Genomic DNA, 14207 nt, shown 5'->3' with positions numbered 1-14207 from the left:
ACCATTTTGCGAAAATTCCTTGACACTACCCTTTTCTGCGTACTTAGTCAGAAGTATAAAAGAGGTGCTATTGATGGTCTTCTTTCAAGAAAACTACACTTCCAGACAACATCATCTTGGAGGGAGATGAAAATATCTGAGCTGTTTTCGCCTATCAGCGAAAAGGGGTATGATAATCTCACAGTTCTCACTATTGTACAAGGTGTTGGAACGCAACCCCGTGAGAGTGTGGAACGCAGGATTTCCTATGACAAATCAAACACAAACACTTATAAGAGGGTATTGGAAAACGATTTTATACTTCATTTACGCTCTTTTGAGGGAGGCTTAGAAATAGCGAATAGTGAAGGAATTGTGAGTCCGGCATATACCATACTTAGAGCTAAAGAACAGATTATACCTTTGTTTTACTATGCCTATTTCCGATCCTATTGGTTCATAAGCAATAAGCTTAGAATTGCAGTTGAGGGTATAAGAGATGGCAAGTCAATCAATATGGAAACTTTTTGGAACATAGTCGTTCCATATCCTCCTATCGAAGAGCAGAAGCATATTGCTGAATATCTGCTTTGTTTGGACACTAAACTAAAGAAGGCAGAGGCAATATTAGATCGGCTCAAGGCGATTAAAAATGGATTTTCACAGCAGCTCTTTATATAAAGAGCTGCTGCATAAGTCCCATTCTCACGCTCATAATCTTATCCAACAATCTTTCTTGAGAAGACAATGCAAAATCGAGTTTTGAGAAAAAGCTGGCAATTTTCTTCTGTTCATGTAAGGGTGGCAGAAAAACCGTTTGATTGAGAACCGTCCCACGATCTATGCCTTCAATTAGCCCTGTAGCATTCTGCTTGATTTTATCCGACAAGAAAACTGTCAGGTAGTAGCAGAAGTCACTTGTCATTTTTTCATTGGGACGCAAGGACATAAACTGTCTTGCTATATGTACTTTTTCTTGCGATAACTTCACCACAGCTCCCGAACCAGAGCCTTTACAAACGAGTAGCGTGTCACCTCTGTACGCATAACATCGGGGTGTCTGCGTCCATCTACTTACCACTGTTTCTCCATTAACAATACAACTGGCTCCTGTCATATACGGAATACCTAATCCTTGATCATTGTATTCAGCAGGGGCAAAGTCTTGTCCAGATTGCAGCGAGATGAGATCTCTCATTGTATATTCATCCCATTTCTGAGATTCACTCACAAAAGAAGCTTGTTGATTAAATACCGCTTTTAGCGCACCTCTTTTATACTTCTTGAGGGAGTCCACCAGCACAGTCTGTTTCTCTATTCTTTTCGTCAGCACAGAAAATAGCTCTGCTATTTTAGCTTGTTCGCTTGGAGAGCAGTACGGAAGACCGAGCCACTTGAAGGCATCGTAACTTATTTGTCTTCCGTCTCTGATACCTTCCACTGATTTTGAGAGAACATGGTTTACGAACTCGTCTGTGTGAAAATATGCTTCATAAAATCGGCTTGAATGTGGTTTCTTTCCACGGAGTATCGTGTACGCAGGGCTTACAATCCCGTTTTCGTTTGCCATTTCCAAACCGCCTTCAAAGGAGCGCAGATGAATAATAAAATCGCCTTTCTGAACCATTTTGTAATTCGACAATGAAGCGTCATCATAGTGTATATTGCGTCCGGCTTGTTCTCTGGGTAGCGTTCCCTTGCCTTGAACTATGGTAAGGACGGTTTCATCGGGATGGTTTTTATCTGTCACATTCTGGAACAATTCCTCCGCTGTGCATATCTCCCACGGCTCGTCAAAGCCCGGAAAGCGAAGTTTCGGACGCTTTTCGAGACCGTTACTTGAGGATACATTTGCCATAATTATTTGCCCTCCACTTCAAACGGGAAATCAAGTCCCAGTTCGTCAAAAAACGGTTTCAGCTCTGCATCAATGTCCTTGATTTCACTTTGCAGCTTGCGGATTTCCGCAGCTACTTCGTTCAGGTCAATTTCTTCTTCCGGCTCAAAGGTATCAACATATCGAGGAATATTGAGGTTGAAACCGTTCTCTTCAATCTCCTGCATGGTTGCAACATGAGCATACTTGTCCGCATCTTCACGGCGCTCATAGGTCTCGACGATCTTATCAATGTCGCACTCACGGAGAATATTCTGGTTCTTGCCAGCTTCAAAATCATTGGAAGCATCAATGAACAGAATGTTGTCGGAATTGCCGTTGCGCTCTCTCTTGAGAACAAGGACACACACCGGAATGCCTGTGCCGAAGAAGAGATTGGCAGGGAGACCGATCACGGCATCCAGCACATTCAACTTCTGGATAAGGTGTTTGCGGATCACTTCTTCCGCAGCACCACGGAACAGAACGCCATGAGGAAGCAGCACAACAGCTCGTCCGTCCTCGTCCATGTGATGTACCATATGCTGCACAAAAGCAAAGTCAGCCTTGCTTTTCGGGGCAAGCTTGCCGTATTCGTTGAACCGGGGATCTTCCATGAAGCTCAAATCGCCAGACCACTTTGCAGAATACGGAGGATTGGCAACCTGAACACGGAACTTCATGTCACCGAAGTAGTCATGCTCCAAAGTGTCACCGTTGTAGATATTGAAATTGCGGTAAGGAATGCCACGGAGGATCATATTCATTCGGGCAAGGTTGTAGGTTGTGGAAGTAAGCTCCTGACCATAGTAGTTGCGCACATTTGCATAGTTTTTGAGGCGCAGCAGGAGAGAGCCAGAACCGCAAGTGGGATCGGCTGCGTCCTTGACATCCGTTAGTCCAAGACAAGCCAAACGGCACAGCAGCTCGGCAGGACCTGAAGGAGTGTAGAACTCGCCAGCCTTCTTACCGGCTGTTGCAGCGAATTGCCCGATCAGATACTCATAGGCATTGCCAAGAACATCAATCTTTGTGTCTTCTACTCCGAAGTTGATTTCGTCCAGAGAGGCAATGATTTTTGCCATGACAGCACTTCTGTCTTTGACGGTATGCCCCAGTTTCGTAGAGTCGAGCTGCATATCAGAGAACAACCCGTCGAAGTCCTCTTGAGAATCGTTGCCAAGAGTAGACTCCATAAGGGCGTTGATTGCTTTCTGCAAGAACTCAATGTCGAAAGAACGGTTTTCAACCATCTTGACCATCTTGCGGAACAGGAATTGCGGTTCTATGATAAAGCCCAGATCACGCAGAGCCTCTTCTACAACGGCTTCCTTGTATTCCTCATCAGCCCATGCGTCTTCATAGCTGATGCCATCGTCTTTCAGAAGATTCGCCATGTACTTCTCTGTACGGTCAGACAGATAGTAGTAGAAAATCATGCCCAAGATGTAGTTCTTAAACTCATACGCCTCCATATTACCCCGGAGCGCGTTTGCCATCGCCCAAAGTTTATTGCAAAGCTCCTTCTGGTGCGCCTGAATACTGTTGTCCATTTTACATTCTCCTTATTGAAATTTTTCGGTGTGCTGCCGGATAAAGTCTACAATTCTGTTCACCAGAGAGCGTTTTTTCAGCAGCGGCATTGGTTTTTCGATACGGTCACGAATATTACCGGCATCCATTGTGCCGGAAAACTCATATTCCGAGATGAAGTCGGTTAGCATAGTTGGATCAATTTCTTCTGTATGAGCAAAGGCGACAATTTCTTCACGCTTTGCCTCATTTTCAAAGTCATTGTAGGCAGCATCGATCTCATCTGCGCTTTCCAGCCCCACAACAACACGATCCAAAAAGGCTTGCAGAATCTCCACCTTGCGGAGCAACTGGGGATTATCAGTTCTCCCCAGTTCTTCCTTGATATGCTTAATATCATAATCCTTCTGTTTGGCATCATCGAAGTGAATGTTGCGGATAAGGTTCATGATATAAGCAACATTGATTCGGTCACTTTCCATCAGCTCAATGCAGAAATCCACATCGTTCAGGACGGAAACAACTTCACGCTCTTTCTTTTGCTTTGCGTAAAGCATTAGATACTTGCTCTTATAGTCTTGATATTCCTGCTCGCTCATGATGAGAGAGTCTTGGTCGAAGCTGAACTCAATGAAAGTTTGAAGTGATTGCAAATATTTGGTCAGCTCACGGAATGTCTCAACGAAAAGCTTCTGGTCATCCTCGTTCTGCATGGTGTCAATATCTGCTGGAGTCTGAGCAATTTCTTTCAAGCGAGTAACCATTTCATTGTACTTCTCGACGAAATAGGGATAGTCGGGAACAACAATGCCAGAAGTATCGTGGCTCTGAGAAAATAGGGTAAGAGCGTCATCTGTCCTCTTTTTCAGATTACGGTAGCAGATGATAATACCAAAGGGTTTCGTTTCCTTTTCAACACGGTTGGTCCGTGAGTAGGCTTGCAGTAGGTCATGATATTTCAAATCTTTGTCCACATAGAGGACGGACAGCTGCTTGCTGTCAAAGCCGGTCAGGAACATATTTACTACAAGAAGGATGTCAAGGGACTTGGTTTTCTTTCCCTTTACACGGTCTGAAATATCCTTGTGATAGGCAGAGAAGGTGTCCGTCGAGAAATTGGTGCTGTACATCTCGTTATAGTCTTTGATGATCCGTTCCAGAGCGTCCCGACTATGCTCATCTTTACCTTCTGCTTCTTCGTTCTGTCCATAGGAGAAGATACCGCTGATGTTCAGGTCATGATTGATTTTCTTGAAGATGTCATAGTATTTGACCAGAGCTTCAATCGAAGAGACAGCAAAGATGGCGGTGTATTGACCGTTTCTTGTCTTCGCTTTATGGTTTTGGACAATGTGGTTTGCAATCATCGACATCCGTTCCTCGGACATATAGAGTTCGCCTACATCAATCCCATCTGCCATTGTGGGATCGTCCCAGTCGAAATCACCCTCCATCGTCTTGATGTACTCAATATGGAAGCCAAGAACATTGTTGTCGAAGATAGCATCCTTGATGAGATAGTTATGTACGCATTCTCCGAAGAGCATTTCTGTGGTCTGTGTGATTTTTCCCTCCGTCTTTCCGTTGACCTCAAAACGAGGTGTGCCGGTAAAGCCGAAGAATTGTGCCTTCTGGAAATGCCGAACAATGTCCTTGTGCATATCACCAAACTGACTGCGGTGACACTCGTCAATGATGAAGACAACTTTCTCGTCCTTATAGGCATCCATAACTTTTGCGTATTGAGGACGCTTCACGGCATTCGCCATCTTCTGCATCGTTGTGACAATGAGCTGCCGGTTTTTGTCCTGCATCTGTTTTACAAGGACATCAGTTTTATCAGTAGCATCAACAGAACCGGCTTCAAATTTGTTGAACTCTTCTGTGGTTTGGGAGTCCAAGTCCTTCCGGTCAACAAGGAAGATAACCTTTTTGATATTGGGGTTGGCTGCGAGGATTTGTGCCGTCTTAAAAGATGTCAGCGTCTTTCCTGCGCCGGTTGTATGCCAAACATAGGCGTTGCGGTTTGTGAGCGTGGCTTGCCGGACAAGAGCCTCTACCGCATACACCTGATAGGGACGCATCACCATGAGCAGCTTGTCCGTGTCATTCAAGATGGTGTATCTCGTCAGCATCTTGATAATATGGTCTCTGGCAAGGAAGGAGATAGAGAACTCTTTCAGATTGGTGATACGCACATTGTTGAAGTCCGTCCAAAAGAAGGCAAGACTGTGAAGCATATCTCTGTCGGAGTTGGCAAAGTATTTTGTATCAACGCCATTGGACACAACGAAAAGCTGAATGAAGTGGTACAGTCCATTGTAAGAATGCTTTTTATAGCGCATCACTTGGTTGACAGCTTCTCGAATATCTATGCCACGCCGCTTCAACTCCACTTGAATGAGAGGAAGCCCATTGACAAGGATCGTCACATCATAACGATTGACATACTTCCCAACAACGGTTGTCTGGTTTGTTACTTGAAAAATGTTCTTTGTGTGGTCGGCATCGAAGAAGGAGAGGTACACTTTCGTTCCGTCCTCACGCTCCAGCACGAACTTATCTCTAAGTATTTTTGCGCTCTGGAAAACAGATTTTCCAAGCATAATGTTGAACACTCGCTCCCATTCCTTAGATGTCAAAGGGTGGTCGAGTTTCGCAGCATTGAAGGCTGCAAACTGTATTTTGAAGTTCTCTACCAGAGCGTCATAGTTTGGTATAGAGACGCTGGTGTAGCCCTGCTTATTGAGCTGTTCTATGAACTGCTGTTCAAGGGCTGCTTCACTTTGGTATGCCATATCTTCATCTCCTATACTTGAGGATTTTTTATAAAAAAGATTGCTTTTTAAGAAAGCCCGTTTTTTATTTTCAGACTTATTCGTCAACAAATTCCATGATGTCATCTATTGTGCAATTTAATGCCATGCAGATTTTTCCTAAGACATCCGTAGTTACATTGTCGCCATGATTTAATTTATTGATAGTATAATGACTAATCCCGGCGGCCTTTTCTAAATCTCTTTTTTTCATATCTTGATCAATCAGTATTTTCCAAAGCTTTTTGTAGCTTACCTTCATTCCTATGCCTCCATTCAAGGAAAATCACAACTACTCACAGTATAGCATTGTTTTGTCAAAAACTCAAACATTGTGTTTGTTATCGCTGTAATATAATTCGAAAAAGTGACTGCGTATTCAAAAATAAATTTCCCCTGACCAAACTTGGCTCATCTGATGATAAGCTTGCTTATTGCTCCGGTACACATGAAAATCTATATAGTTCACAGTATTGATTTCCCTGCGGTGCAGTCGATGGAAATCAGTATCCCATCATCCAGGCGCAGCTCCACGCAGGCGGTGTCCAGGTTGAACTCACAGGACAAAATCTTTCTCATAGTCGTTATCTCCTGATGCTTAAATTTCGGTTGATTTTCCGCAGAGGCACAAGGTCTGTTTCGTTAATTTTAGAATCTGGCAAGCAATGCGTGTGGCTATCCACACACAAATCCGGCAAGCAATGCGAGTGTTAATACACACTCACATTTCCTGCCGTCTGCTTGTTGAGGGCAGCGCCCCCAAGCCCCTCTTGAACACAGAATTTCATTCTGTGGCTGCGCGTTCTGCGAACGCTTTCAAAGGGTACGCCAAAGCGCCGTTCCCTTTCAGATGCCCTGGAACAAATCGTTCCCCCCTTATTGCCTGATGGCTGCCGTAAAACACAGTAGCCCTCGATAGATGTGTGGGCAAAATGCCTACCTATCGTTCTCTTTTACTCCGCATCCTGTGTTCTGCTTTTTTGCATGGTGTGTCGTGAAACGCGACATACTATGGTGATTTTGGGGCACCCTAAAATGGGGTACCTTTTGGGATAATGGGGTGGCAAAACACCACCTCATCCGAGATACTTTTTAGCGGAATTTCTTTGCCCAAACTGCCGTCAGCCATTCCTTTTGCCAGGAAAAAACAGGAGCGTGCCACGCTCCTGTTCTTACAAATATAGAGAAAACTTTTGTGCTAATCTCATCGGTGAAATTAGTCTAAACGGAAGCTTATCTTACCATCGAAAATCCGGGAACACTTCACGCTTATCCAGGTATGCCTGCCGAGCCTGCTCCCGTTCTTCTGCGGTGGGCGCAGTCTTATATTTTGCATATAGTTCATGCCGCACCATCGCATCCAACTTTTGCTCTAACCCCTGATGAATTTCCTCCGCATAATCATCGTCATAGGCCAGATGATACTCCACCAAAGCTACAAAAAGGTCATAGGAAATTTGTACACTTTTCATATTCATTTCCTTTCCGCGACGGTTGCGACGATAGCGACGGTGTTTTTGACGGTATCATTTTCACCGTCGCGACCGTCGCTATCGTCGCGCCCCTTATTCTTCGATTACTTCACAGGCGGTTGGCTCTACCAGCATATAGGTCAATTTCACTTGACGACCGGAATGTTTGGCCTTATTTTCATAGCCAACATGATATTCCTCCAGAAGCCTGCCTGCCTTGACATTCAGGTACTTGGTAAGGGCATTGGAAGCCATTCCCGTTTGGATGGCTTCAGCCAGTTCGGATGGAGAGCCGATCCATTCCCGGCACTCAAGGGAAACCAACTTTGAAACCGCATTCAGCACTGGGTCCGGCGGTTCTTTATACAGCTCGTTTTCCATGCGTTCCAGATTCCAAATCTGGGTCTGCGGGTCCTTCTTCAAGTAGAGGATCTGATCCGGCTGATCCCGCCCCACCACCTTGATGGTGGCGTCCAACTCCGTGCGTTTTTTCTTCTGCATCAGCAGAGAACCATCCGCACAGCCCAGCAGCCCAGTGGTGCCGGAAATCGTCTCAAAGGAATCGTCTGCCTGCTGCTTCCGGGTGTGGTGGACGGTCAGAACACAGATCCCATGCTGATCAGCAAACTGCTTGATTCTGCCGATGATCTCATAGTCGCTGGCATAACTGTACGCTTCACCGCCTACCTCACGGATCTTCTGCATGGTGTCAATGATGATGAGATTGGTGTCCGGGTGCTCCTGCACGAAATTCTTCAGCTGTTCATCCAACCCATTCCCAATCTTTCCGGCGGCGGTGGCGAAGTGGAGGTTGGGGGTATCGTTCACGCCGTACATCATAAACATCCGGCTCTGGATACGCTGAAAATCATCTTCCAGCGCAAGGTAAAGCACCGTCCCCTGATGGACCTTGTAACCCCACAAGTCCCGCCCGGTACTGACATGGTAGGCAATCTGAGCCACCAAGAAGGACTTGCCGATTTTGGGCGCTCCGGCAAGGATATATGCCCCTGCGTAAAGCAGGCCTTCCACCACCGGAGGCCTACTCTTATAGGTGGTTTGGAACAGCTCTGTCATTGTGAGTGTATGCAGGTATCGAGGGTCTGTCATACGCTGTATCTTGCGGTACATTTCTTCCAGACTGTCCTGGGAATTTACAATTTCATCGTTGCTTTTTTGTCCGGAAGTGGGTATACTATTTTCAGAGTTTTTTGAGATTGACTGCCCATCATCTGCGCCAACAGATGAACCCTGGGCGGTCATTTTCTTTTTCTCATCGATCATAGGCGAATTCCTCCTGCATCCCGTTCATAATGGTTGTAATCATTTGGATCGTGTCCAGCAGCTCGTCGCTCACGCCCTGTCCGGCTTCGATTCGGCGCAGCTCGTCCAGCACGGCAGACAACTGATCCCGCAGGGCTTTGTAAACCTTTGGGTTGCCCTGCACCACCACATCTCGTTCCAATAGCCGACGAATAATGTAATCCTGCTTGGTCAGGCCGGTGAGTTTCACCAGGGTTTCCAGTTGGAGATCCTCTTCCGCCGACACTCGGAAAGCTACCGTCTTGTTTCTCCAGCGGTTGTGGTTGTCATAGTTCTTCTTAGACATTTTCTTACACTCCCTTCTCATTTTTCAGCAAATCCAACTTGTCAGCCATTTCCACCTGTCGGGTGGGGAACAGGTGAGCGTATCGGTAGGTGATGTCGATACTCTCATGTCCCACACGCTCTGCAATAGCCAAGGCAGTAAAGCCCATGTCGATCAACAAACTGATGTGGCTATGCCTCAAATCGTGTATGCGAATGCGTTTTACCCCAGTTTGCTTACAGCCACGGTCCATTTCTCGGTGGAGATAGCTTTTGCTGATGGGAAACATCCGACTGTCCGGCTCCACTCCATAGAGCTGCTTGAGGTAGTCCTGGAGTTCATCACAGAGAAACTGCGGCATCTGGATCACGCGGTTACTCTTGGGTGTTTTAGGCGTAGTGATCACATCCTGCTTATTGAGCCGCTGGTAAGACTTATTGATGGTGACGGTGCGCTTTTCAAAGTCAAAATCTTCCGGGGTCAGGGCCAGCAGCTCTCCCTCACGGACACCGCACCAGTACAATACCTCAAAGGCGTAGAAGGACAACGGCTTGTCCATCATAGCTTCGGAAAATCTGGTGTACTCCTCTCGGGTCCAGAACAGCATCTCCTTTCGTTCCTCCGCTCCCATGTTTCCTGCCTGCCGGGCTGGGTTGAGGTTCAGGCCATAAAACCGGGCAGCATGGTTGAAAATGGCACTAAGTTGATTGTGAACTGTCTTCAGGTAAGTTTTCGACAGAGGTTTGCCGTGGCAGTCCCTCAACTCCCGGATTTCATTTTGCCAACGGATAATGTCCTTTGCCGTGATCTCCGAAAGTTTTCGATTTGCAAAATAGGGGAGGATCTTTTTCTTGATGATACTCTCCTTGGTGAGCCAGGTATTGAGTTTCAGCTTGGGTTTAATATCCTTTTCATAGAGAGCAACGAAACTCTCAAAGGTCATGTTCACATCAGCCTGTTTTTCCATCAGGAACTCCCGTTCCCATTCCAGCGCTTCTCGCTTGGTGGCAAAGCCGCGCTTGAGCTTCTGCTGGCGTTCACCCTTCCAATCGGTGTAGCGGAATTGAACATACCAGGTGCCATTGTCCTTATTTTTGAACGCTGCCATAATTATTTCTCCTTCCTTTCTGTCTCAGATCTTGTACCATAGAATTTCTCGTGGAAAAACTTTCGGTCAATTCGCCCGGCAATGGTGATGCAGCCGGTTTTAGCCAGTTCCTCATTCATCTGTCGAATGATCCTATAGGCAAAGGGGATGGAGATCCCCAACTCCTCTGCCACTTCGTTGACACGCATAAAAATCTGATTAGCCATAATAAATACCTTCCTTTCTTTGTTGATCGTTTCTGCCTGCTAATTTTATTTTTCATAAAGACCTCCTTACTCTCTACTGCCACTTTTTCTCGGTTTCGCAACCAAAAATCTGATGGTCCATTTGATTCTCTATATTATCTAAACTTATTAGCTTAGTGTTTTTATAATACTATACATATAAGTTTAGTTCAAGTGTTTTGAAAGAAATATTATTAAATAAATTTGTTTAGATTGCCTTGACAAAACTAAGCAAATATGCTATGTTTCAAATAAGGACAATCATAGATTGGAGTTGATGATATGGCGATTGGTGAACGAATTCACTTTTTCCGTCTCCTGCGGGGGATGACACAAAAATATCTTGGCATGTCACTGGGCTTCCCGGAGAAGTCTGCTGATGTGCGCCTTGCACAGTACGAAACCGGATCAAGAACCCCTAAGGCAGACCTGACAACTGCTCTGGCTGAGGTGCTGGATGTCTCGCCTCATGCACTCTCTGTCCCGGATATAGACTCCTATGTAGGGCTGATGCACACCTTGTTCACCCTTGAGGATAACTATGGGCTCAAGATCGGTGAGATGGACGGAGAGGTCTGCTTGAAGGTCGATGTTCGGAAGAACAAGGACGCCGCCCGACTGCACGAGATGCTATGGACCTGGTGGGAACAGGCCGCCAAGTTGGAGGCCGGAGAGATCTCCCAGGAGGACTATGACCGCTGGCGTTACCACTACCCGGAGTACGACAGCAGCCAGATCCGCGCCAAGGTGCCGCCGGAGGATCTGATCTAACCCCCTCACTTGTAGGCCACAGGAAAGGTCATTTGTTGCACAAAAACAGATAATTCAGATAAATGAGAGCAAAATAAAAAAGGTCTAACTGATCAACAAAAATCAGTTAGACCTTTTACTTATGAATAAAAAGATGAGGATTTTTAGGCTACTCGCAAGCCACCCGATTTTTCTTTTCAAACTCAATAAATCGGGATTTGACGAGTGCTATCAATCTGCTATCAAATGGGGAATTTGAAAATCAAAAACCCAGTGTTTATGCGCCTTTGCGGGCCCTCATATCCGCTTTTTGCTTATTCCCACTCGATGGTGGCGGGGGGCTTGGAGGTGATATCGTAGACGATACGATTGATGCCCTTCACCTCGTTGACGATGCGGGTGGAGATCTTGTCCAGCACATCGTAGGGGATACGGGCCCAGTCGGCAGTCATGAAGTCGCTGGTGGTGACGGCGCGGAGCGCCAGGGTGTAATCGTAGGTGCGGCCGTCGCCCATGACGCCCACGGAGCGGGTATTGGTGAGGACGGCAAAGTACTGGTTGATGTTCTTGTCCTCGCCGGCGGCGGTGATCTCCTCCCGGTAGATGGCGTCGGCATCCCGGAGGGTGTCCAGCTTCTCCTTGGTCAGATCGCCGATGACCCGGATGGCCAGGCCGGGACCGGGGAAGGGCTGGCGCATGACCAGGTATTCAGGCAGGCCCAGCTCGCGGCCTAACTGCCGCACCTCGTCCTTGAAGAGCAGGCGCAGGGGCTCGATGATCTCCTTGAAGTCCACATAGTCGGGCAGGCCGCCCACGTTGTGGTGGCTCTTGATCACGGCGGCGTCGCCGGCGCCGGACTCGATCACGTCGGGGTAGATGGTGCCCTGCACCAGATAGTCCACCCGGCCGATCTTCTTGGCCTCCTCCTCAAAGACGCGGATGAACTCCTCGCCGATGATTTTGCGCTTGCGCTCCGGCTCGCTGACGCCGGAGAGCTTCTCCAGGAAGCGGGCCTCAGCGTCCACCCGGACGAAGTGGATGTCCCACTTGGAGAAGGCGGTCTCCACCTCGTCGCCCTCGTTCTTGCGCATCAGGCCGTGGTCCACGAACACACAGGTGAGCTGGCTGCCCACCGCCTCGGCCAGCAGTGCGGCGGCCACGGAGGAATCCACGCCGCCGGACAGAGCCAGCAACACCTTGCCGCCGCCCACCTTCTCCCGGATGGCCTTGATGGAGCTCTCCTTGTAGTCGCCCATGGTCCAGTCGCCCTTGGCGCCGCAGACCTCATAGAGGAAGTTGCGGATCATGTCCACGCCGTGCTCGGTGTGATTGACCTCCGGGTGGTACTGCACCCCGTAGAGGCCCCGCTTCTCGTCGGCAATGGCCACGTTGGGGCAGGCGTCAGAGTGGGCGGTGAGGGCGAAGCCCTCGGGCACCTTGGCCATGTAGTCCCCGTGGCTCATCCAGGAGATGCCCTGCTCCGGCAGGCCTTTGAAGAGCTTGCAGGCGGTGTCGTAATAGGTCTCGGTCTTGCCGTACTCCCGGGCGGTGTCCTCGTGGGCCTCGGTGACCTGGCCGCCCAGGGCGTGGGCCATGAACTGGCAGCCATAGCAGATGCCCAGCACCGGCACACCCAGCTCAAAGATGGCCGGATCAGCCTTGGGCGCGCCCGCCTCATAGACGGAGTTGGGGCCGCCAGTGAAGATGAAGCCGATGGGCTCCATAGCGCGGAGTTGCTCCAGCGGGGTCGTGTAGGGCTTGACCTCGCAATAGACGCCGCACTCGCGCACCCGGCGGGCGATGAGCTGGTTGTACTGGCCGCCGAAATCCAGGACAATCACGGTCTGATGGGACATCATCTTGCCTTCTTTCTCTCGTTTTCTCTCACGCCATGCCCATAGGCCCGGCGATATTTTTACAGTTTAGGATACCATATTCCGGCCTAAAGCGCAAGCATTCCGTAAAAAAGCCGCCGGACCCGGTCAGGTCCGGCGGCTTTTCAGCGCAGTCTTCAATCCACTTCCGCGCCGCCCCACTCCACGGCGGTGAAGCCGGCGCGCTCCGGCGCGGTTAACGTCTGGGGCTCCACCTCCACCGGCGCGTCCAGCCCCTTCCACGCCAGGAACACCCGGATCAGGGTATCGGGGGCCGGGTCGATGGTCAGCCCGGCGGAGTCGGTGTAGGCCTCGGTCTGGAAGGAGAGCAGATTGTAGGGGTTGCCCTCCAGCTTTGGCAGCCAGTAGATGATGAATTCGTCAGCCTCCCGCTCGGTCAGGCCCAGCCTGTCCAGGGCGTCCTCCAGGAAGGCCGCAGTGTCCTCCCCTGCCACGCAGAAGCCGGCGGAAAAGTCATACTCCGCCTCGGTGATCCCCTCCCAGAACAGGCAGTAGTACTCCCGCCCCGTGGCCGGATTGGTGAGGGTGCCGTCGGGCCGGGCCGTCACTGTCCACCCATCGCCGTACGCAGGATAGGTGGAGGTCAGCGTCCCATCAAAGTCCAGAGTGACGGTCACCTCCATCTCCTCCTCCGGGTAGAGGTAGAGCACCGGCTTTTCCGGCACCGCAACATTTCCACTGGAATTGCCGCACCCAGCCAGTCCCGCCGCCAGCAAAGTGAGCGCAAGCAGCAACAGCAGCTTCTTCATTGCACTACCTCCGCGCCGCCCCACTCCACGGCGGTGAAGCCAGCGCGCTCCGGCGCGGTCAGCTTCTGGGGCTCCACCTCCACCGGCGCGTCCAGGCCCTTCCACGCCAGGAACACCCGGATCAGGGTGTCGGGGGCCGGGTCGATGGTCAAAACGGCGGAGCTTGTGTACGCCTCCGTTTGAAAGGAGAGCAGATTGTAGGGGTTGCCCTCCAGCT

The 14207-nt window shown here is 49.1% G+C and carries 14 protein-coding genes and 1 pseudogene; 2 read left to right on the top strand and 13 right to left on the bottom strand.

What is annotated here, in order from left to right:
- The coding region (locus tag HMPREF0372_RS08255; RefSeq protein WP_230979267.1) for a restriction endonuclease subunit S at positions 1-660 on the top strand (660 nt) is incomplete at its 5' end.
- On the opposite strand, the gene HMPREF0372_RS18715 is transcribed toward HMPREF0372_RS08255, so the two are convergent.
- The 10 genes from HMPREF0372_RS18715 to HMPREF0372_RS08205 all read right to left on the bottom strand — a co-directional run bounded on the left by HMPREF0372_RS18715 (position 653) and on the right by HMPREF0372_RS08205 (position 10578).
- Positions 653-1837, bottom strand: a complete 1185-nt coding sequence (locus tag HMPREF0372_RS18715) for a restriction endonuclease subunit S (protein WP_050810486.1) — start codon at positions 1835-1837, stop codon at positions 653-655. The two genes, HMPREF0372_RS08255 and HMPREF0372_RS18715, sit on opposite strands and share 8 nt — an antisense overlap.
- A 2-nt stretch (positions 1838-1839) precedes the next feature.
- Positions 1840-3408, bottom strand: coding sequence for a type I restriction-modification system subunit M (locus HMPREF0372_RS08245; protein ID WP_007490751.1), 1569 nt, complete (start codon positions 3406-3408; stop codon positions 1840-1842).
- Between the two features lie 12 nt (positions 3409-3420).
- Positions 3421-6186, bottom strand: a complete 2766-nt coding sequence (locus HMPREF0372_RS08240) for a type I restriction endonuclease subunit R (RefSeq protein WP_007490748.1) — start codon at positions 6184-6186, stop codon at positions 3421-3423.
- Between the two features lie 76 nt (positions 6187-6262).
- A complete protein-coding gene (locus tag HMPREF0372_RS08235) occupies positions 6263-6466 on the bottom strand; it encodes a helix-turn-helix domain-containing protein (protein WP_007490746.1) in 204 nt (67 codons plus the stop codon).
- A 203-nt stretch (positions 6467-6669) separates the two neighbouring features.
- Complete coding sequence (locus HMPREF0372_RS20545) at positions 6670-6783, bottom strand: DUF6061 family protein (RefSeq protein ID WP_462100979.1); 114 nt, start codon at positions 6781-6783, stop codon at positions 6670-6672.
- 659 nt (positions 6784-7442) lie between these two features.
- Positions 7443-7676 carry a hypothetical protein gene (locus HMPREF0372_RS08225; RefSeq protein WP_039996956.1) on the bottom strand — a complete coding sequence of 78 codons (234 nt, stop codon included), beginning with the start codon at positions 7674-7676 and terminating at the stop codon, positions 7443-7445.
- A 93-nt stretch (positions 7677-7769) separates the two neighbouring features.
- Positions 7770-8960, bottom strand: a complete 1191-nt coding sequence (locus HMPREF0372_RS08220) for an AAA family ATPase (protein ID WP_007490737.1) — start codon at positions 8958-8960, stop codon at positions 7770-7772.
- Positions 8950-9285 (bottom strand): plasmid mobilization protein, encoded by a 336-nt coding sequence (locus HMPREF0372_RS08215; protein WP_002566187.1) that lies wholly within the window; start codon positions 9283-9285, stop codon positions 8950-8952. Before HMPREF0372_RS08215 ends, HMPREF0372_RS08220 begins: the two co-directional genes overlap by 11 nt.
- A gap of 4 nt (positions 9286-9289) precedes the next feature.
- On the bottom strand, positions 9290-10372 hold the full coding sequence (locus tag HMPREF0372_RS08210) for a site-specific integrase (RefSeq protein ID WP_007490735.1): 1083 nt from the start codon (positions 10370-10372) through the stop codon (positions 9290-9292).
- A 2-nt stretch (positions 10373-10374) separates the two neighbouring features.
- Positions 10375-10578 (bottom strand): hypothetical protein, encoded by a 204-nt coding sequence (locus HMPREF0372_RS08205; protein ID WP_002566189.1) that lies wholly within the window; start codon positions 10576-10578, stop codon positions 10375-10377.
- Positions 10579-10878: 300 nt separating this feature from the next.
- Between HMPREF0372_RS08205 and HMPREF0372_RS08200 the strand changes: the two genes are divergently transcribed.
- The gene (locus tag HMPREF0372_RS08200) at positions 10879-11367 is read left to right on the top strand and encodes a helix-turn-helix domain-containing protein (RefSeq protein ID WP_007490725.1); all 489 of its coding nucleotides are present in this window, start codon (positions 10879-10881) and stop codon (positions 11365-11367) included.
- A 293-nt stretch (positions 11368-11660) separates the two neighbouring features.
- On the opposite strand, the gene guaA is transcribed toward HMPREF0372_RS08200, so the two are convergent.
- From guaA to HMPREF0372_RS20345, 3 genes and pseudogenes are all read right to left on the bottom strand, one after another.
- Positions 11661-13202 (bottom strand): glutamine-hydrolyzing GMP synthase, encoded by a 1542-nt coding sequence (gene guaA, locus HMPREF0372_RS08195; protein WP_024724413.1) that lies wholly within the window; start codon positions 13200-13202, stop codon positions 11661-11663.
- Positions 13203-13357: 155 nt separating this feature from the next.
- Complete coding sequence (locus HMPREF0372_RS08190) at positions 13358-13990, bottom strand: HAD family hydrolase (protein WP_007490721.1); 633 nt, start codon at positions 13988-13990, stop codon at positions 13358-13360.
- Positions 13987-14207 (bottom strand): annotated as a pseudogene (locus tag HMPREF0372_RS20345) (hypothetical protein); the annotation flags it as partial. The pseudogene HMPREF0372_RS20345 and the gene HMPREF0372_RS08190, both read right to left, overlap by 4 nt.

This window comes from Flavonifractor plautii ATCC 29863 (assembly GCF_000239295.1).
Lineage (GTDB): Bacteria > Bacillota > Clostridia > Oscillospirales > Oscillospiraceae > Flavonifractor > Flavonifractor plautii.
This window is presented reverse-complemented; position numbering and strand designations above follow the sequence as displayed.